Consider the following 18,393-nt stretch of genomic DNA (forward strand, 5'->3'; position numbering starts at 1 on the left):
TTCTCATTGTTAATCACTACGCCATTTTACAACATTCACTAGAATCAAAAACTGAAATCTAATTTGAAATAAAACACATAGCTACGTAATATGGAGGTTATTGGCTGTAAATACCGTTAACGTGGTACTTACATTTGACTTGATAATGATCCATTTTGCGACTGCCTTACTATCATTGTTAAAAGAGTTTGCCAAAACTAACAAAATGCAGCCCAGCATGATGCTTTATCAATGCTCATACCCATAACAATAGGTGCAGATTGAATTTACCTTTATCCAAAACGTTGAGAGCATACTTGTTCATTTGGGTTTTATTTACCTCAATGTCGGCTTCCGTTTTTGCCTTCACTCCCCAGAACGATAACCACATACTGTCTTTTGAACAGTTTGAAGCCTCTAATGAGTTGAACCAAAATTCAGTCACAAAATTATTCATGGATAAAGCTGGCATGCTGTGGGTGGGTACCCAAGATGGTCTCCACAGTTACAACGGCATTCAATTTGATGTTTTTCTAAATGACAGCAACAACCCGAATAGTATCGTAGGAAATTACATCACAGATATACTGCAGTCCGCTGATGATAATTTATGGGTTGCTACCTACTCCCAAGGGCTAAGCCGTTTAGACCTTACAACAGGCCAATTTACCAATTATGGTGTCGAACAAGGCTTAGCGGATTTACGGGTGTCAAAAATCACCCTTATTGGTGACTATTTATGGATCGGTACTAAAACGGGTTTATACACTTTATCGCTCAAATCCAACAAAATAACCAGAATCAGCCTCAGTAATAATGTGGAACCGCACATTACCAGTGTCGCAAATGTTGATGATAAATACATTTTCGTTGGCACAGAAAAAAGCGGCACTTTTGCTATTGATAGCAACACCATTATTCGACTCGATATCCCGTCTGAATTAAGAGTAAACAGTATTCAGAATAACAAACTTGATGGCTCAGTTTGGTTAGCCATTGAGAACAAACTTATCCGATACGATTTAGAGACCCATGCTAAAACAACAATCTGGGTTAATGAACAGCCGACAATATTTAATGAAATAAAAGATTTCGTCATTAGTAGCAGTAGCCAAGTTTGGGCAATTGGGGCTAATTCTGGCTTAACTCAACTGGATTACATCGATAATCAATGGCGCAGTAGAGTCCATAAATATGACCCTAACAGCCGTAAATCCATTAGTGAGAATAACTTGCAGAGCATCATGCTCGCCCATGATGGTACTCTGTGGCTCGGCACGCGTTATTCAGGCATTAACAAGCTCAATCTGAATCAAATCTATTTCAATCATATATACGAAATGCATCCGTCAAAGCCGAAAATGGCCAATATGATCCGTGCTATTTTTCGTGATAAACAACAACGCTTATGGATAGGAACTGAAAGTGCTGGCCTTAAGAGCTTTGATGAACAACAAGGCCAATTTTATTACTACAATGATTTGTTTGCTAAAGCGCTCAACCTTAATGAAAATGAGCTAAGCCTAACTGTTCATGCTATCACCCAAACTCAAGATGGTAATTTATGGTTTGGCACTAGCCATGGCTTAGCAAGATTAAGCACTGACCAGCAATTAACCTTTCTCCCAGCATTTGACCATTTAATACCAAATACTCTACATATCCGTAGTTTAGCCTTAGATGACCAGCAACGCCTGTGGATAGGTAGTAACAACGGCTTGTATTTCGTTTTACCGGGTGAAGGTGTATTACATCAGTATCAGTTTGATTTCCAACCTGACTACTCTCCGAATAAACAAACGATTCTGTCACTGAAATATCATAATGACAGCTTATGGATAGGCACCATGGCGGGCTTAGTGCGCTTAAAGCCAGACCAACAGCAATTGACCTTAAAAATGCGTCAACCCGCAGATGACACCACCTTAAGTGATAACAGAATTAGAGATTTTATTGTCACCAGTGATGATCAATTTCTGATGGCGACTCATAGCGGTGTCGATAAAATTATTGAAACAGCAGATGGCTCTATCCATTTCCAAGCCCTAAATAAACAAATAAAACAGCATACGATTTATGCCATTCTTGAAGATGACAATCACGACTTATGGCTTAGTACAAATTCAGGACTGATCCGCCTAGCAGGCCATGACTTAACCACTTTTAATGAATTTGATGGCGTACAGGCCAATGAGTTTAACGGTGGTGTTAAATTTAAAGATCCTGATGGAGAATTATGGTTTGGCGGCATTAACGGCCTAAACCAGTTCATGCCAGAAAATGTGCCAGCCATTAGGCCAGATACCAAGTTAGCACTCACCAGTTATAGCTTTGGTGAAGAACGTCATCAATTATATGATCTCATGTCTCCCCCAGAGCTATTAATGCCGTATGAGGACAAAATCATTCGATTTGATGTCAGTGCATTAGAATTTAATTACCCTGGATTCCACCAGTTTAGCTATAAACTGCTTGGTCAAAATGATGACTGGGTCGATTTGCATCAAACCAATGAGATTGCCTTTTCCAATCTTTCACCTAAAGATTATGAGCTATTAGTTCGTTTTACGTTAACAGACAACAACTATCAACAAACCCCATTAAGTATTAAGTTTACTGTTGTTCCACCTTTATATCTCAGTAAAGGCGCCTACGTCATCTATGGTATTGCCATCATGTTGATATTGACCTTTATCGTTTACTTAAAACAACTCAAACGTGAAAAGCAACGTGAGTTTGAAATGAGTATTCGCGCCTCTGAAGAGCGACTTAAACTCGCACTTTGGGCTTCAGGCGATGGCATGTGGGATTGGAACATTCGCGAAAATAAAGTCTATCGCACCGATATGGTTCCGCCATTAATGCTAGGCGACGAAACCCAGGCATTAATTAATAACATCCATCCAGAAGATAAAGTCAGAGTCGCCAAAATTCTCAATCAGCATTTAGACGGCGAAATTGAGTTTTTTGAAGCAGAATACCGAGTCGAAAAACAACCTGGAAAATGGGTTTGGTTGATTGATCGCGGAAAAGTCGTTGAGTGGGACCAACAAGAACGTCCAGTCAGAATGGCCGGTACCCATAAAGATATCACGGTCAGAAAAGAAACCGAGAACGAGCTTAAACTGTCTACTCAAGTACTGCACAGTATGAATGAGGCGGTAGTCGTCGGTGAACTAGATTATCGAGTTCGTACAGTCAATCCTGCGTTTAGCCGTATCACAGGCTTTGATCATGACGCCATTGCAGGTAAACACTTTTTGTATTTGGCTCATGGCAAACGTTCTAGAGAATTTTACCATAATGTTGAATTACAACTGCTGCGCAAAAAGCACTGGGCCGGTGAAATTAACATCCGCACCAAAGATAAAAAAGGCATTCTCGCTTGGCTTGAAATCAACCAAGTCATCGATAATAAAGGGGAAACCAGTCACTTTGTAGCTGTGTTCACCGATATAACATCGCGTAAAAAAGCCGAAGAAGATCTACGGATTTTAGCTAACTTTGATCCGTTAACGGGTTTACCAAACCGAACCCTATTCCAGGACAGATTAAATCAAGCAATCACCAAAGCACATCGTTCTAAGTCGATTGTGGCGCTGCTATTCCTTGATTTAGACCGCTTTAAACATATCAATGACTCTATGGGTCATCACGTGGGTGATTTACTATTAAAAGCCGTGGCATCAAGACTACAGAACGCCATTCGCGATGGCGATACTGTAGCCCGTTTAGGTGGTGATGAATTTACCATTATTCTTGAAGGTGTCGCCAAACTCAAAGCTGCCACCATCATTGCAGAAAAAGTGCTAAATGCCTTTAAAGCACCCTTTTTATTGGATGGTAAAAACATGACGGTGTCTCCATCGATTGGGATTAGCCTGTTCCCCAATGATGCTGATGACAGCACCTCGTTAATTAAGTATGCCGATACAGCCATGTATCACGCTAAATCTTTGGGGCGTAATAACTTCCAATTCTACACCGAAGAGTTAAACCAATACGCAACGCGCCACGTTGAACTCGAAGCAGGACTTAAAGAAGCGATTCAAAATAACGAACTTTATTTAGTCTATCAACCTAAATACGATATCAAGACCAAGCGCATTTTAGGTGTCGAAGCTCTACTGCGCTGGAATAGTCCGACTCTAGGCTTTATCTCACCTGTTGAGTTTATTCCGCTTGCAGAAGAAACAGGGATGATTAATGCCATTGGTCACTGGGCAATTGATGAAGCATGTAACCAGCTAGCTAGTTGGCATCAACTTGGTTTTGACGATATTTCGGTTGCGGTGAACTTATCAGCAAGGCAGCTTAAAGCCGATATTATTTCAACCATTGAAGTGGCATTAGCGGTATCTGGCCTACCAGCAAGTGCCCTAGAGCTTGAGCTAACAGAGTCGATGATTATGGGTAATCCACAAGATTCTGTGAAAGTATTATCACAGTTAAAAGCCTTGGGGCTTACTATTGCCATTGATGATTTTGGTACTGGCTATTCGAGCTTAAGTTATTTAAAACGTTTCCCTATCGATACCCTTAAAGTCGATAGAGAATTCGTTCGTGATATTATTGAAGATCCCGATGATGCCGCAATTACCAGCGCAATCATTACCCTCGCCCACAGTTTAGAGCTTAATGTTGTCGCTGAAGGTGTTGAAACTCAAGAGCAGCTCGACTTCTTAAAATATGAAGGCTGCGATCAAGTGCAGGGTTTCCTATTAAGTAAGCCGCTTACAGCTGATGATTGCTTAGAGAAATTAAAGCAAGATAAGCTTGAAAAAAGTACGGATATTGTCAGCGAGCAATAAAAAACGACCTCCTAAATAACGTTATAAATATAACGTAAGGAGGTCGCATTTTTGTTATGCCAAGAGCTAGCTATTCGCGACTCAAGCTCTGCTAATAATGACCTTGTAACTAATTATGGTGCAACACGCTCAACGCGTTTAACCCAACCTTCAGGGCCTTCAAGTTGGCCATTTTGTAACTCAGTGAAAATTTGGTAAATACGTTTAATACTCGGGCCCACTTCGCCGTCACCAACAGTAACAACACGGCCATCTTCAAAGATATATGATCCTACAGGCGATACTACCGCTGCGGTGCCAAAGCCGCCAGCTTCAACAATTTCACCCGCTTCAATATCGGCGATGAACTTATCAAGCATGATCGTTTCTTGGCGAACTTCACAACCTAAGATATGCCCAAGCTCAAGCATTGATTGAGACGTAATAGACTTAAGGATGGTGTCGGTGAAGGTTGGAATAACAACCGTACCGTCTTTTAACACATGGAAATGGTTCATCGCGCCCACTTCTTCAATCTGCTGGTTGTTAGCGTCAAGGTATAACACCTGCGCTGCACCGTACTCGGCTGCCGCTTGGCCTGCACGTAGAGACGCTGCGTAGTTACCTGCGGCTTTAGATGCGCCAGTACCACCAGAAACCGCGCGATGGAATTTTTTACTGATAAGCAAACGAATCGCTTTGCTCACGCCATCGGCATAATAAGCACCACTTGGGCTTAAAATGACACAGAAGGTGAAATTCAAGCTAGGGCTAACCGATAATCTATCTTCTGTTGCAAAAATAAATGGACGAATATATAAACATGCACCGTCTTGCATCGGGAACCATAAACGGTCCACATCGATTAATGCATTAATTGCTTCAAGTTGTTTATCTTCATCAAGGTTAGGAATACATAAGATGTCTGCAGAGGTGTTTAAGCGTTCGGCATTTTTGTTTAATCTAAAAGTATAGATTTCACCATCATCATGCATAAAGGCTTTGGCGCCTTCAAAAATTGATTGTCCGTAATGCAGTGAAATTGCACCAGGGGCAATTTCAAAAGGAGCATACGGTTCGATGCGAGGGTCGCACCATTGGCCATCTCGATAGTCCATTAAAAACATATGATCAGTTCTGAGATTACCAAAGCCAACATTACCTTCAGGTTGAAATTGCTCAGTACGGCGTGACGATTTTAAATTATATTTGATGTCCATTTGATACCACCTTGAAAACAGAGATTGCAGACTATGAATCATCAGTTGCAATGTCAAGCAAATGGACAATGTGGAGTAAATTTAACCGTCAATTGAAGTGCACAATAATCAATATCGTATTAAAGACAGGGAATAAATTGAATAACGCTAAAAAGGTTTCCCTGAACAATCCTCCAACAAAAGTAAATTGTTGCAGTCTGAATACAAAAAACAGGGCAAATAAACCAGTGGATGATAAAAGCTTAGAAAATAGTAGTAAAAGTGGTACTTTTTTTAACCACTTAACAGATTTGTCTATTCCTTAAACCCCAGTCACTGCTAGAATCAGCATTCCATCCAGAAACTATTAGGACTCCCGATATGAGCCTTGAATTATTGTCCCAACTGGAAGCCAAAATCCAGGCTACTCTTGAAAATGCTGAGCTACTAAAAATGGAGCTTGAAGAAGAGAAGCAAAAGAATGTTCAGTTGACTGAGTCTAATCAACAACTGCAACAAGACCTAAACTCATGGAACGACAAAGTAAACGGTCTTGTTGGTTTGCTTAACAGCGAAAGCTAAACGGCACTTGCTTCATGGTGCTGAGCTGCAAGTAGTTCATTAAGTTCTGAAACAGCCTGCTTCACTTTTGGCAGGCTTTTTTTCGGCATCACAAAACGGCCACGATTAAATTCAATACAACCTAAATCTTTAACCCAAATCACTCCTGTCACAAAAATTCTAGCGTGTTTTACAATGAGCTTTGGTGCATAAACCGGGAAACGTCTCATGAGAACTCCTAAGCTTGGTTGTTATCTTTATTGGCTTATATTGGACAGTATAAAGCCCTTCAGAGTTTCATTAAATTAAACATTTTTTATCTAAATTTCTATGAAATAACCCACACTATTTCCATTAAATCATCGATATTTAAAAACAACACAAAAATGACGCTTGCCATTTTTTTGACGCTTTGATAGAGTAACCACGTTACTCAGGGTAAATAAAGAGCCAATTGGCTCATCACCGTATCGTTTTAAAATCCTATTTTTAAAACCTACGGTTTTTTTTTGCTTTTTTTCAGCACATTACACACTCTTCATGAATAATGCCTCAATAAAAAAGGAGCCGTTATAGGCTCCTTTCGTTAGCTGGTTATCGACGATTAACGCGCCAATAAAATACCGACTACTTATCTTTAGATGTTAAGTAGTAAGCAATCTCTAATAACTCATCGTAAGACTTGATTGAACCCGTCTCAACACGGTATTTACCGTTAACGACTAACGCTGGTACACCTGATAATTTAGCATTCTCAGTGTCACGCTTCATTTTAGACATTTGCGCATTCACCATAAATGAATTTGCAGCCGCATCGAAATCTTTACCATCAACACCGTTGGCGATAAATAGCATACGGATGTCTTTTAGGCTGGTGAAACGTTGTTTGGTGTCATGAATCGCAACGAAAATGGCATGTTCAATTTTCTTTTCAACGTTTAACTGATGAGCAATAGCAAATGCACGTGACATTTCAGTACCCATTTCACGGCCAATAAACTCAACGTGCGCTTGGTTGAATGTCACACCTTCTGGCAAAGTAGATTCAATTTTTGGTACCACTGTTTTTGAAAAGTTATAACAGTGACCACAGAAGAATGAGAAAAACTCGGTGATTTCAGGCTTAGATGTTGCTGGGCCTTCGTTAATCACGGTGTAATGCACACCTTCTTTATAATCTGCAGCAGTTGCAGCCATTGGGGCTAAAAGTAGTGCTGCTGCCATTAATAGTGCTTTTTTCATTTTGCTTCCTTTAGTGTGCAATCTTTAAAATATATTGTTTACAATAAAATATTTAAAACTTGCCATCTGTTTTATGCCATTAGCGATATAGCCAATATGCATAGCTAAATTTATAATTTCTTAAACCGTATCATAATGTAGGTTATCTTCGTATCTCAAGACCTTATCAAGATCATTTGTAACAATCTACAATTGAATCTTAGAAGCCTAATATCCCATCAAACTTAAAGGGGCTTCATCTAACGCAGCTAACTGCTCTTTAAATGCCAACGTTTGTTGTTCCCAGTATTTGATATCACCAAACCACGGAAAGTTCATTGGAAATGCAGGATCTTGCCATCTTTTAGTTAGCCAAGCGTTGTAATGCAGCATTCTTAAGGCGCGCAAAGGCTCAACGAGCTTAAGCTCACGTTGGTCAAAATCATAAAATTCCTGATAGCCTTCAAGTAACACATCTAACTGTAATAAGCGTTGCTGTCGGTCACCTGTCAGCATCATCCAAATATCTTGCACAGCAGGACCTTGGCGCGCATCATCTAAATCAACAAAACCTGGGCCATCTGGGGTCCACAAAATATTACTGGCATGAAGATCCCCATGCAGACGAATCGTAGGAAACGAATGGGCTGAAATAATGCCCTTGGCTTTATCCAGTACTTGTTCAGCAACAGTAAAAAATTGTTGGCTAATCCCTTCTGAAACTTGTCCAGAATCTTGTAAAAAGGCCAGCGCATCATCGCCCAGTATTTTGCTTGAAAGTGGCTCTCGATATTGAAAAGGCTGCTTACTCGCATATTGATGAATGCGGCCAATAAAACGTCCGACAGATTCAAGTTGATCTAAATTATCGACTTCAAATGCACGGCCACCAATAGAAGGAAACAAAGTAAATTTATAACCTTGATAATGGTGCAATGTTTTGCCATTGATGATTGATGGCACAGCGATAGGGATATCTTCTGCTGCCAGCGCTAATGCATAATCATGTTCTTCTTGAATTTGCGCCTCACTCCAACGATGTGGACGATAGAACTTCACCACATAACGATTACCGCGATCACATCGAAACTGGTAAACACGGTTTTCGTAACTATTGAGCGCTAACAAACCGGTTTCAGGGAATACGCCAAGGCTTTCAATCGCATCGAGGATTAAATCAGGGGTAAGCGCCTGGTAATGAAACGATGCATCCTGCTGGTTTGGCGTGAGTGTGACCTGCGGGACTGACTCTTCTATGCGATTACTCATAAATCGTCCTTTGCCTTATTTGATGCATCTTGTGCTGTACATATTGATGAATTCGGAGACGTTATCAGCGGCGCGAGCAAAGTCATTAGATACTCTAGCACTTCCAAATCAGCTTGGGTCTCTGTGGATATCCAACAAATATCACCGTAAAACTCATAGTTTAGCCATAGCTGACTACCTTCAAAATTTAGTAGCCATTGGTGGCGGTCTGCGCCCCATTGGCGCTCACGCACCTCACAATCTAACGCCAAAGCTAAAGGGTCAGCAAACGCCTCGAACCGTTCAAAATCAATATTGGCAGAGATCAAGATACTCAATGCTTCGTCATCTAATTGGGCATTTTTAATTGCCACTGAATTTGGCGCTTTTTTCTCAAATGAACCTGAGTTCATAATCTTCCTTAAGTGTGCTGGTAAACTGATTTATTGGGCTGATTTACATGCGCCCATTGGCCGACTAATGACTATCAATGACCGTAACCATTATACAAATAACGATAACTAACTATTATACAAGTAATGATAATTAACTACTGCAAGACATGATTAAACCTTGTCCCCATTGCGGAGGACGCTCAGCATAATGTTGTTTATCTGTATGCTCTGCATAAGGGGTTGTCAGTAATTGATGCAGCTCAACGAGCTTACTATTATCACCTTCTTCGACCGCTACAATGGCCTCTTGGGCTAAATAATTTCGCAAAATGTACTTTGGATTAACGCTATTTCGGTCTGTTTGCCATGCGGCTATCTCGACCATCTTGCCATTATTACCTGCAACAACGCGTTGTTGGTAATCTTTAAACCAAGTATCAAATTGAGGTCGGTCAATAATGTCATCAGCAATATTAGGATTATTACACCCAATATCTAGCTGACCAAGTGCACGAAAAGTATGAGTGTAGTCCAACATATTATGTTGCATAACCGCGCAAAATCGGCCAATAAAGTCTAAATCAGCTTTATCTTGTGCTGCCTGTAACTCTGCTAATTTCGATGTACTTTTATCCACTGTGTTTGCAGCTAAATCACCGAGTCCAAGACCCATTTTAGCCCGCATCAGTAATAAATATTGCTGCACTAATTCCGCTTGATAAGTATTAAGCGCTGCAACGAGGTCATCGGATTCTATCACCGGGGTTAATGCTTGCGCCAAACGCTGCAGATTCCAAAGGCCAATACCAGGCTGCTGGCCAAAGGCGTAACGCCCTTCCGGATCAGAGTGGTTGCAAATAAAGTCTTCTTTAAAGGTGTCTAAAAAAGCAAACGGACCAAAGTCAAAACTGTCACCAAGAATCGACATATTGTCGGTATTCAGCACCCCATGAGCAAAACCAACGGCTTGCCAATGTCCAATTAACACCGCTGTATCTTTAACAACTTGAGTAAACCAGGCTTTGTAACCTTGATAGTCCTGAGATAAATGCGGGTAATGCTGAGCAATGGTAAAGTTAAGCAGCTTGATTAATTTATCCTTACCACCTTCATTGCTATGGCAAAAATACTCAAAATGACCAAATCGAATATGAGTTTTAGCTAATCTAACTGTAATCGCTGCGGTTTCTTGCGACTCTCGCCATACGGGTAAATCTGAACCGATAACGGCGAGTGCCCGAGTTGTCGGTACCGACAGCGCCGCCAATGCTTCTGAGGCTAAAAACTCTCGCACCGCCGAACGCATTACTGCTCTACCATCACCATGACGGGAGTATGGTGTCGGCCCTGCACCTTTTAGTGCCACATCCCAAGCAAGGCTATGTTCACCTGTTGGCTTGGTTGTGAATGCTTCTCCAAGAATAATTGAACGACCATCACCTAAACGAGGAGAATAGCCACCAAACTGATGACCACTATAAACCTGGGCATAATAACTGGCACCGGGCACGGCATGATTCGCTGATAACTGCATTAGCAGCTCATCATTAGGCTCTGATAACCCGATGAGTTTTGCTGCATCATCACTCCATGCTAACCAGTGTGGATTACTGATCGGCAAAGGGTAAACTTGCGAATAAAACCCTTCTAGTTGCTCAAAAAAATCTTGTTTAAACTGCATTAAGCCTTTCCCTAGGGCAGCCTATTTACAGATAACGACATTATCGTCATTAACTTCACATAGCTGCTCACATTGATATCCTTTCTCGATGGCGACTGGAATCGCAATCGCATTTTCAAGGGCGCTATTGTCCATTGCAACATAGCTTTTACCGCTTAGACGTAACATGCCGTCCCCTTTTAACTGACATTGTTCAAGGGTGTCATAATAACCAGCTATATAATCTGTGTTTATTGGGTTTTGAGGCTTTTGGGCTTCGTCTGCATAATAAAATAGTGTCCATTCAGGTGTGCGTAAACACCCTGCCAGACTGACTAAACCCAAACAAAAAACTATCTTAATTAGTATCTTGGAATTCATAAAACCCTCTTTAGTCTTTCTTTAAATAAATATGCCATCCCGATTCAAATAACCGCCATGATGTCATCATTACTCATGGGGGATTCAAATGCGCCCTATAATGGCAACATAGTCCGGTTTGTCTATACAAATCAGTATTTTTTGCCAATAAAAAAGCGAACCTGAGTCCGCTTTATAATCATCAACATGAATTTAATGAGTCATGTGTTAGTTAAGCATTGAATTAGTCACCTGCTTTAGATTTTGCTTTTTCAATACGGTTAATTCGACCTTCAAAGCCAGTGACAGTTCCGTCGCTTAATTGATAAGTCATTGCTTGCTGGCACACTGCAATGGCTTTATCAAACTGTTTGGTGTCATTAAGCATAGTTGAAAGCTGCATAAAGCCTGGGCCTTTATCATCAGCTGCAATCTTATTATCTTGCTGGTATTGCTCAAAAGTAGATAAATAAATATCTGTCAATTGCGCTCCGTACTGACAATACTCAGCTTGTTTACGCAATTTATAACTGTGGCCAATAATGTTCAATAAGCTCTGATGTTGGACTGCTGTATTAGCATTCACATCATGCTTCGCCACTAAACCAGTGAACACTTCACCAGCCCAAGCGCCTGTCGTAGGCAGAGCCAGATCATTTGTGGCTGGCTCTGGCTGCGTTTCGAGTGTAGTTTCTGCTTCTGCTGTGACAGCTTCAGGCTCAGATGTAGTTTCAGCTTCAACCTCAGCAGCTGGCTCCGCTTGAATAACGGGCACGGCTTGAGTAACGGCCTCTTCGACTTTTGGCTCTGGCTCTGGCTCTGGCTCTGGCTCTGGCTCTGGCTCTGGCTCTGGCTCTGGCACAGCATCCACTTTTTCAGCTTCTGCAACCACAGTATCAGCTTCGCCTTCAATGACACTGGTTGGCTCCTGTTCGGTTTCTGTCGACTCTGGCTGCTCAAGCTCTTGTTTAGCCACATTTTGAGTTCGACGATACAAATAGACGCCTAACAACACTAATAAAACAATTACGATAATTTTCATTGATAACACCATGCCTGTGTCATGAATTATGAATTTAAAATAGCTTTTATAAAAAGGTCAAAGCGTATTCAAGCGAGTATATTTCTACGCTGCATTTTTAAACAGCTATATAGGTATTAATAAGCTATTGTGTGGTCATAAATCAAGTATTTATCCCGCTTTTGTGCCTTTAAACATGATAACTGGGGATAAATTCAAATTTTTACTTTTTTGTGCTTTAGCTCAAGCTTATTATCACCTAAATTGAACTCCTAATATGATGCTCGTTACACTAACCATACCCGAGTAAATTACTAAGGTATTTATCTATGTCAGCCACTCCACTTCTCTCTGGTCAATTGTTGTTTGAACTGAATACGATGACTGCTATGGCAAAAATATATTGTCGCGCTCATCATCAGCAAGCACACAAGCAAACCTTATGCGCTGAATGCACAGAGCTACTGCAATATGCAGAAACCAGGCTCGACCGTTGTCCTTATGGTCAAGATAAACCGACCTGTAATAAATGCCCTGTGCATTGTTATAAACCGCACATGAAACAAAAAGTCAGAGAAATCATGATTTACTCAGGCCCGCGTATGTTAATTCCCCATCCCATCATGTCGATTAAACATTTATTGGCAGAAAGAAAGCCTGCGCCAGGAAAACCACCTGAGGGTGTGTCTAATCGACATATAAGAAAGCAAAAATTAACTTAGGGTACTGGTTGAAATAGTCGCTTACAGGTATTATCACTCTACTTTGAAAAGGGGTAATTCATCGAACTCGGATCTTTTTTTGCGCAAGCTTACATATGGTTATCATTACTCAGTGGCATTCATTGCTTAGGAGTGGGCTTATATGTACGTTATATCTATGCCAATAACGATCCTGCAACCACTCAAAGTAATCGTCTTCTTGGTGCATTATTCATCTTAATTGCGCTCTTTTTTGCTACTGGTGCTATCCCACGAGACAGTGTCCAATATCAGATGCACTTTGTGCTTACCCTCATGGTGCCATTTTATTTTCTATTGATGCCACTACTGTACTCGTACTGTAAATCGAGCCTGCAAATAAAGGTTTCAGAGCTCAATAGTAGTAAACATCTACTGCCCACCTTTATTTCCATGCTGGTGATTGTGTTAGCTGTGTCTTTTAATATCGGTATCGATCCAAACGCATCTCGCCAATCAGTCGCAACGGTCAGTGAACTCAGTCATATCAATATGATTGCCCTGATCATGCCTGGATTCATCATTTTACAGAGTGCTGTTTACTTTACGCTTATCTTTAAAACCCTCAGAAAACACAGAAAGCGGTTTAAGCTAGCAAACCAACAAACCTTAAAAGACATTCGATTTCGTTGGCTGCTAATTCTAACCTGTGGAATATTACTTAACTGGGTATTACGCCTTATCATGTTATTAGTACCGTTTTATTTTGGCGATACCGTTTCAGTACTGGCGCATACCATTGCTAGATTATCTCTATTATTGACTGTCTATGTATTTGCACTTTACGGGTTACACCAAATTACCCGCGCGGCTTATCTTCGCGGAACCACAAATTTGAGTAATGAAGCCAGTAAAAAACCACAAAAAGCCAGCGAGCAGCTACTTAATTCAGAAGAGTTGAACTACTTACAGACAATAATGAACGACGAAAACACGACAGAAAAGCGAGTCCATTAATATAATAAAAAAGGAAAGGATCTCCATGACACTATCCAGCACAACCTTACGCCGTATAGGCATGTTCACGCTAATGGGCTTATCAACTCAAGTCTATGCTAATCAAGCTAATAAAATTACTATCGACGACTTTTTTGATATCGGCATAATGAAACAAGTCCGTTTCAGTCCCAATGCTAAACACGCTATTTGGATCGAAAGCCGTTGGGATAAAGAGCTCGATAAAGCGCAAGCTGACTTATGGAAAGTTGACACCAAAACACGTCAAGCTCAACGTCTCACTTTTAGTAACGAAAATGAATCAAGCCCGGTATGGAGTGCAGATGGGCAATATATTTATTTCCTCAGCAAACGCACTGATACCAGTGAAAAAGCGCCATTCAATGGTAACAATCAAGTCTTTAGAATGACCGCAAACGGTAATGACATTCAGCCTCTCACCAAAGAGGTTAAAGGTGTTAACGCGTTTCAAATAAGCCAAGATGGCAAAAACCTGTACTTTATCGGTAATAAAACCGTTGAAGAAACAGACCAATGGAGCGCCATGCGAAACAGCCATAGTGCACCAGAGTATGGTCACGGCTCGCACGATTCCAATCCATTACATGTTCTGGACTTAGAACACTATAAGCAAAAAACACTGATTGATGACGGTAAAGTCGTGTGGCAATTTAGCGTCAATCAAGACCAATCAAAAATTGCCCGAATTACCACAGAAGATAATGAATTAGTCAAACTTGAAGGCTGGTCAGATATCGACATCTTTGATATCAGCAATCAGAAGCATCAAGTATTGCAAGACACTCAATGGCGCCAACAAGCTCCATCACCATATGGCTGGTTGCTCGGGTTATCATGGCATGAAGACAATCATAACCTGGCATTTAGAATCGATTTTGACGGTCACCCAGGTAAATTGTTCATCGCAGATATTAACGCTAACAACACGAAAATAACTGAGTTAACTCGCCCAGATAAAGTCACCTTAAATGGCGACGATCTTAAATGGCGCCCCGACAGTGATGAGATTTGTTATCGCGGTGCAATCGAAGCCAAAGTTAAAATTTACTGCACTGAGTTTGACAATGGTCAACAGCAAGAAACTCGCAGTGTCATCGGTGCTGATACTGTCGTTGGCAGTTATGACTTTAGCCAGTCTGGTAAGAAGGTTGCGCTAAGCCATAATGGCTTAACCCATTTCAGTGATTTATTCATTGCAGATGCCAACAATCGCCGCGCTAAAATTAAGCGTATTACCGATATCAACTCTCAAGTCAGCCAATGGCAATTACCTCAAATTTCGATAGTAAAATGGACCGCACCAGATGGCAGTGATGTTGAAGGTATTCTAGAACTTCCCCATGGCTACACCAAAACACAAGGTCGTTTACCCTTAGTCGTGCAAATTCATGGTGGACCGACTGCTGCCACACCTTATGCACTGCAACACCGTTCCTATGGGCGCAGCACTTTTTCTGCTGATGGCTGGGCTATTTTGTCGCCAAACTATCGTGGTTCCACTGGCTATGGCGATAAGTTCTTAACCGAATTAGTCGGTCGTGAACACGATATTGAAGTCAACGATATTCTTGCTGGCGTCGATTACCTAATCGCAGAAGGCATTGTTGATGAAGATAAAATGGCTGTGATGGGCTGGAGTAATGGCGGCTATTTAACGAATGCTTTAATTAGCACAACTGATCGCTTTAAAGCCGCGAGCTCTGGTGCTGGGGTGTTCGATCAACGTTTACAGTGGATGCTAGAAGATACACCCGGTCATGTGGTTAACTTTATGGAAGGACTACCTTGGGAAAAGCCAGAAGCATACTCCCATGGCTCATCATTGACCAAGGCTCATAACATCTCCACGCCTACTCTTATTCACATTGGCGAAAACGATCAACGCGTGCCAGTTGGCCATGCACAAGGGCTATATCGTGCCTTAAGGCACTATTTAAATGTACCTGTAGAATTAGTGGTCTACCCAGGAGAAGGCCACGGCCTGAGCCATTATCAGCACCGTAAAGCAAAAATGGAGTGGGACAAAAAGTGGTTTGATTATTATGTCTTAGGTATAGAAGACTAAGCAAAACTCAAACTAATCAATTGTCATCATTTCGACCTAAAGATTAACAACGCCTAGTGAGTCAGCCTGAACAATAGCTGTCATTAGGCGTTTTAGTTTTGTGCTTCCGGCTCTGGCTTTGTTATGCTGCTAGTCTGAATTGATTATCGACTTTTTAGTCATTGAGCATCAACTGTGTTATCGCTCAAGGATTCAAGTTGCTGTTAGCATGTGCTAGCTAATGGTTCAGCCTAAGTTGAGCCCTGCTTTCCCTTACTTGTAGGAGTAAATATGAAAAACATATTATCACTGTTGTCCGTCACCTTCGTCTTAATAGGACTGACTTTTTCAAATTTTGCACATGCTGATAAATATGCCAAAACAGTGGAAGACTTTAGAAAAGCCCCTGAAGTACAGAATTTTTTCCAAAATGCTTATGGTTATGCCATTTATCCAACCGTGGGTAAAGGCGGCATTGGTATTGGCGCAGCGTATGGCGCGGGTCGAGTGTACAAAGGCGGGATCCATACTGGCGACTCCACTCTATCGCAACTGTCTATCGGCTTTCAGTTAGGTGGCCAAGCTTACAGTGAAATTATATTTTTTAAGAATAAAGCCGCCTACGATGATTTTACTAGCGGTACCTTTGAATTCAGTGCACAAGCATCAGCTGTTGCCATTACCGTTGGCGCGAACGCGCAAGTGGGCTCAACGGGCAATTCAGCCGCGGCAGGTAATGCGGGTAACCGCACCGCAGCCAAAGCTAATTACATGAACGGCATGGCCATTTTTACTGCCGCAAAAGGTGGACTAATGTATGAAGCTGCCATTGCAGGACAAGCCTTTAGCTTTGATGCTAAATAGTTCTTTATAAAAGAAAACCAACCCAATAAAAGGCTGCAGTTGCAGCCTTTTTTACGCTCATTTTAAAACATAATCTGATAAACAGTTACTTTCACTACAATCATAAGCAGACAAATCAAACTATCATTGATAAATCTACTCTAAGGCATATTGTTGTATTACAGGTGTTGGAGTCACAATCACTAACAAACTTTTGGACAAAACCTTCTTAGAGTAGATCCCCCATAATCCTGCTTTCAGATAACTCCTCTTATGCCAAAACGTCAAAGATCACCGTTGTCAGCAGTAGTCGATTTGCACGGAACTGGACAGTTCCTTCCATCATGATTGTTTTGTGTCAAGTTTACTTTATGTAGAATTCACGACAAAGTATGCGTTATCTTGCCAGTCTACGAATCACTTTTGCATCATTTTAAGATACCTACACCTAATAGTAGCACTATCTGACCAGAGAAAACTCTGTGAATATCAGGCTCATTATTCACTTTTAAATGCGATTTACGATAATAACTTTGCAAGTTCAGTATACTTTGACCTCGACTTTGTTTTGCATCTAGCGTGACTTAACATGTAATTCAAAAAGCCAATATCTTGAAAGTGACAGGATTGATAGATGCTCATTAAAATAGCATAGTCTGCTAAATGATTATATCTGAAGCTTTTTATGTTTTTATTTCTATGTTTTGAAAGTAGTTTAATGGCATGTTCTGCATACGTATTATGCCAAAGAACATTATCATGATTAATAAACTCAAAAAAACATGACTGATATCGAATAAACCTATTTCTGTATTTTTCTGCGGCTTCAGACTTAATTTTCATATTCTTGATTTCATTGATGGTTATTTCTACCTCTTTTTTCCCAGTTGAAAGATGGTCTTTATTATAGCCGTAACATTCTGCTATATTAATGATACCTTTTAATGTGCTAGAAATAACATTACATATTTTAATTAGTTCATCATCAAATGGGTTCTTTAGTAAATCATTGTTAATGTCTCTCATAAAATGAATAAGACACTTTTGTTTTTTACAGTTTATACTGTCATACCCTGAGAAAAAATCAGTTACTAAAACCCCTCTAAATCCTTTTAATAACTCTAATAAAAATTCACTCTTCCGATCTTTTCTCATGATAGATACAGATCGAAACCCATCTGTAAATATCCAGCAATAGTATGTACCAGACGCTAACTTAAAAGGTGTCTCATCAACATAAAGTACCTTTCCTCTAGTCAGTTCTTTTAGGTCTTTTAATACTAATTCACGAAGTATATCTTGTAGTGGTCAACTAATATTGGCCACGATCTTAGAGTTTAACCAGAACAATCGT

The 18,393-nt window shown here is 40.7% G+C and carries 15 protein-coding genes; 6 read left to right on the forward strand and 9 right to left on the reverse strand.

Going from position 1 to position 18,393, the window contains the following annotated elements:
- Positions 1 to 323: 323 nt before the first annotated feature.
- Complete coding sequence (locus tag LMH66_RS18685) at positions 324 to 4,790, forward strand: EAL domain-containing protein (RefSeq protein ID WP_229372222.1); 4,467 nt, start codon at positions 324 to 326, stop codon at positions 4,788 to 4,790.
- 113 nt (positions 4,791 to 4,903) lie between these two features.
- On the opposite strand, the gene LMH66_RS18690 is transcribed toward LMH66_RS18685, so the two are convergent.
- Positions 4,904 to 5,989 (reverse strand): branched-chain amino acid aminotransferase, encoded by a 1,086-nt coding sequence (locus tag LMH66_RS18690; RefSeq protein WP_229372224.1) that lies wholly within the window; start codon positions 5,987 to 5,989, stop codon positions 4,904 to 4,906.
- A gap of 360 nt (positions 5,990 to 6,349) precedes the next feature.
- Between LMH66_RS18690 and zapB the strand changes: the two genes are divergently transcribed.
- Entirely contained in the window at positions 6,350 to 6,550 is a 201-nt protein-coding gene (zapB, locus tag LMH66_RS18695; protein WP_102529567.1) for a cell division protein ZapB, read from the forward strand.
- On the opposite strand, the gene LMH66_RS18700 is transcribed toward zapB, so the two are convergent.
- The 7 genes from LMH66_RS18700 to LMH66_RS18730 all read right to left on the reverse strand — a co-directional run bounded on the left by LMH66_RS18700 (position 6,547) and on the right by LMH66_RS18730 (position 12,455).
- Positions 6,547 to 6,759, reverse strand: a complete 213-nt coding sequence (locus LMH66_RS18700) for a DUF1107 family protein (RefSeq protein ID WP_102529568.1) — start codon at positions 6,757 to 6,759, stop codon at positions 6,547 to 6,549. The two genes, zapB and LMH66_RS18700, sit on opposite strands and share 4 nt — an antisense overlap.
- Positions 6,760 to 7,156: 397 nt before the next feature.
- Positions 7,157 to 7,771: a thiol:disulfide interchange protein DsbA/DsbL gene (locus LMH66_RS18705; RefSeq protein WP_102529569.1), complete on the reverse strand. Its 615-nt coding sequence runs from the start codon at positions 7,769 to 7,771 to the stop codon at positions 7,157 to 7,159.
- 207 nt (positions 7,772 to 7,978) lie between these two features.
- A complete protein-coding gene (locus tag LMH66_RS18710; RefSeq protein WP_229372226.1) occupies positions 7,979 to 9,019 on the reverse strand; it encodes a serine/threonine protein kinase in 1,041 nt (346 codons plus the stop codon).
- Positions 9,016 to 9,411, reverse strand: coding sequence for a DUF3630 family protein (locus LMH66_RS18715; protein ID WP_229372228.1), 396 nt, complete (start codon positions 9,409 to 9,411; stop codon positions 9,016 to 9,018). Before LMH66_RS18715 ends, LMH66_RS18710 begins: the two co-directional genes overlap by 4 nt.
- Positions 9,412 to 9,544: 133 nt before the next feature.
- Positions 9,545 to 11,074, reverse strand: a complete 1,530-nt coding sequence (locus LMH66_RS18720; protein WP_229372231.1) for a protein adenylyltransferase SelO — start codon at positions 11,072 to 11,074, stop codon at positions 9,545 to 9,547.
- Positions 11,075 to 11,095: 21 nt separating this feature from the next.
- On the reverse strand, positions 11,096 to 11,434 hold the full coding sequence (locus LMH66_RS18725; RefSeq protein ID WP_229372233.1) for a hypothetical protein: 339 nt from the start codon (positions 11,432 to 11,434) through the stop codon (positions 11,096 to 11,098).
- Between the two features lie 223 nt (positions 11,435 to 11,657).
- Positions 11,658 to 12,455, reverse strand: coding sequence for a hypothetical protein (locus tag LMH66_RS18730; protein WP_229372236.1), 798 nt, complete (start codon positions 12,453 to 12,455; stop codon positions 11,658 to 11,660).
- 308 nt (positions 12,456 to 12,763) lie between these two features.
- On the opposite strand from LMH66_RS18730, the gene LMH66_RS18735 reads away from it, so the two are divergent.
- From LMH66_RS18735 to LMH66_RS18750, 4 genes are all read left to right on the forward strand, one after another.
- Positions 12,764 to 13,156 carry a nitrous oxide-stimulated promoter family protein gene (locus tag LMH66_RS18735; RefSeq protein WP_229372238.1) on the forward strand — a complete coding sequence of 131 codons (393 nt, stop codon included), beginning with the start codon at positions 12,764 to 12,766 and terminating at the stop codon, positions 13,154 to 13,156.
- A 132-nt stretch (positions 13,157 to 13,288) separates the two neighbouring features.
- Entirely contained in the window at positions 13,289 to 14,131 is an 843-nt protein-coding gene (locus LMH66_RS18740) for a hypothetical protein (RefSeq protein WP_229372241.1), read from the forward strand.
- A 61-nt stretch (positions 14,132 to 14,192) separates the two neighbouring features.
- On the forward strand, positions 14,193 to 16,217 hold the full coding sequence (locus LMH66_RS18745; protein ID WP_229372245.1) for an alpha/beta hydrolase family protein: 2,025 nt from the start codon (positions 14,193 to 14,195) through the stop codon (positions 16,215 to 16,217).
- Between the two features lie 270 nt (positions 16,218 to 16,487).
- Positions 16,488 to 17,060: a lipid-binding SYLF domain-containing protein gene (locus LMH66_RS18750; RefSeq protein WP_229372243.1), complete on the forward strand. Its 573-nt coding sequence runs from the start codon at positions 16,488 to 16,490 to the stop codon at positions 17,058 to 17,060.
- A 498-nt stretch (positions 17,061 to 17,558) separates the two neighbouring features.
- Here LMH66_RS18750 and LMH66_RS18755 read toward each other — a convergent pair whose 3' ends face one another.
- Positions 17,559 to 18,335: an IS66 family transposase gene (locus tag LMH66_RS18755; RefSeq protein WP_324295200.1), complete on the reverse strand. Its 777-nt coding sequence runs from the start codon at positions 18,333 to 18,335 to the stop codon at positions 17,559 to 17,561.
- Between the last annotated feature and the right edge of the window lie 58 nt (positions 18,336 to 18,393).

It is taken from the genome of Shewanella sp. 10N.7 (assembly GCF_020806285.1).
Lineage (GTDB): Bacteria > Pseudomonadota > Gammaproteobacteria > Enterobacterales > Shewanellaceae > Shewanella > Shewanella electrodiphila.

Coding starts and splice junctions, on each gene's coding strand:
- LMH66_RS18710 (WP_229372226.1), bottom strand. CDS start 9,019: ATGAGTAATCGCATAGAAGAGTCAGTCCCGCAGGTCACACTCACGCCA.
- LMH66_RS18700 (WP_102529568.1), bottom strand. CDS start 6,759: ATGAGACGTTTCCCGGTTTATGCACCAAAGCTCATTGTAAAACACGCT.
- LMH66_RS18705 (WP_102529569.1), bottom strand. CDS start 7,771: ATGAAAAAAGCACTATTAATGGCAGCAGCACTACTTTTAGCCCCAATG.
- zapB (WP_102529567.1), top strand. CDS start 6,350: ATGAGCCTTGAATTATTGTCCCAACTGGAAGCCAAAATCCAGGCTACT.
- LMH66_RS18735 (WP_229372238.1), top strand. CDS start 12,764: ATGTCAGCCACTCCACTTCTCTCTGGTCAATTGTTGTTTGAACTGAAT.
- LMH66_RS18720 (WP_229372231.1), bottom strand. CDS start 11,074: ATGCAGTTTAAACAAGATTTTTTTGAGCAACTAGAAGGGTTTTATTCG.
- LMH66_RS18750 (WP_229372243.1), top strand. CDS start 16,488: ATGAAAAACATATTATCACTGTTGTCCGTCACCTTCGTCTTAATAGGA.
- LMH66_RS18725 (WP_229372233.1), bottom strand. CDS start 11,434: ATGAATTCCAAGATACTAATTAAGATAGTTTTTTGTTTGGGTTTAGTC.
- LMH66_RS18715 (WP_229372228.1), bottom strand. CDS start 9,411: ATGAACTCAGGTTCATTTGAGAAAAAAGCGCCAAATTCAGTGGCAATT.
- LMH66_RS18685 (WP_229372222.1), top strand. CDS start 324: ATGTCGGCTTCCGTTTTTGCCTTCACTCCCCAGAACGATAACCACATA.
- LMH66_RS18730 (WP_229372236.1), bottom strand. CDS start 12,455: ATGAAAATTATCGTAATTGTTTTATTAGTGTTGTTAGGCGTCTATTTG.
- LMH66_RS18745 (WP_229372245.1), top strand. CDS start 14,193: ATGTTCACGCTAATGGGCTTATCAACTCAAGTCTATGCTAATCAAGCT.
- LMH66_RS18690 (WP_229372224.1), bottom strand. CDS start 5,989: ATGGACATCAAATATAATTTAAAATCGTCACGCCGTACTGAGCAATTT.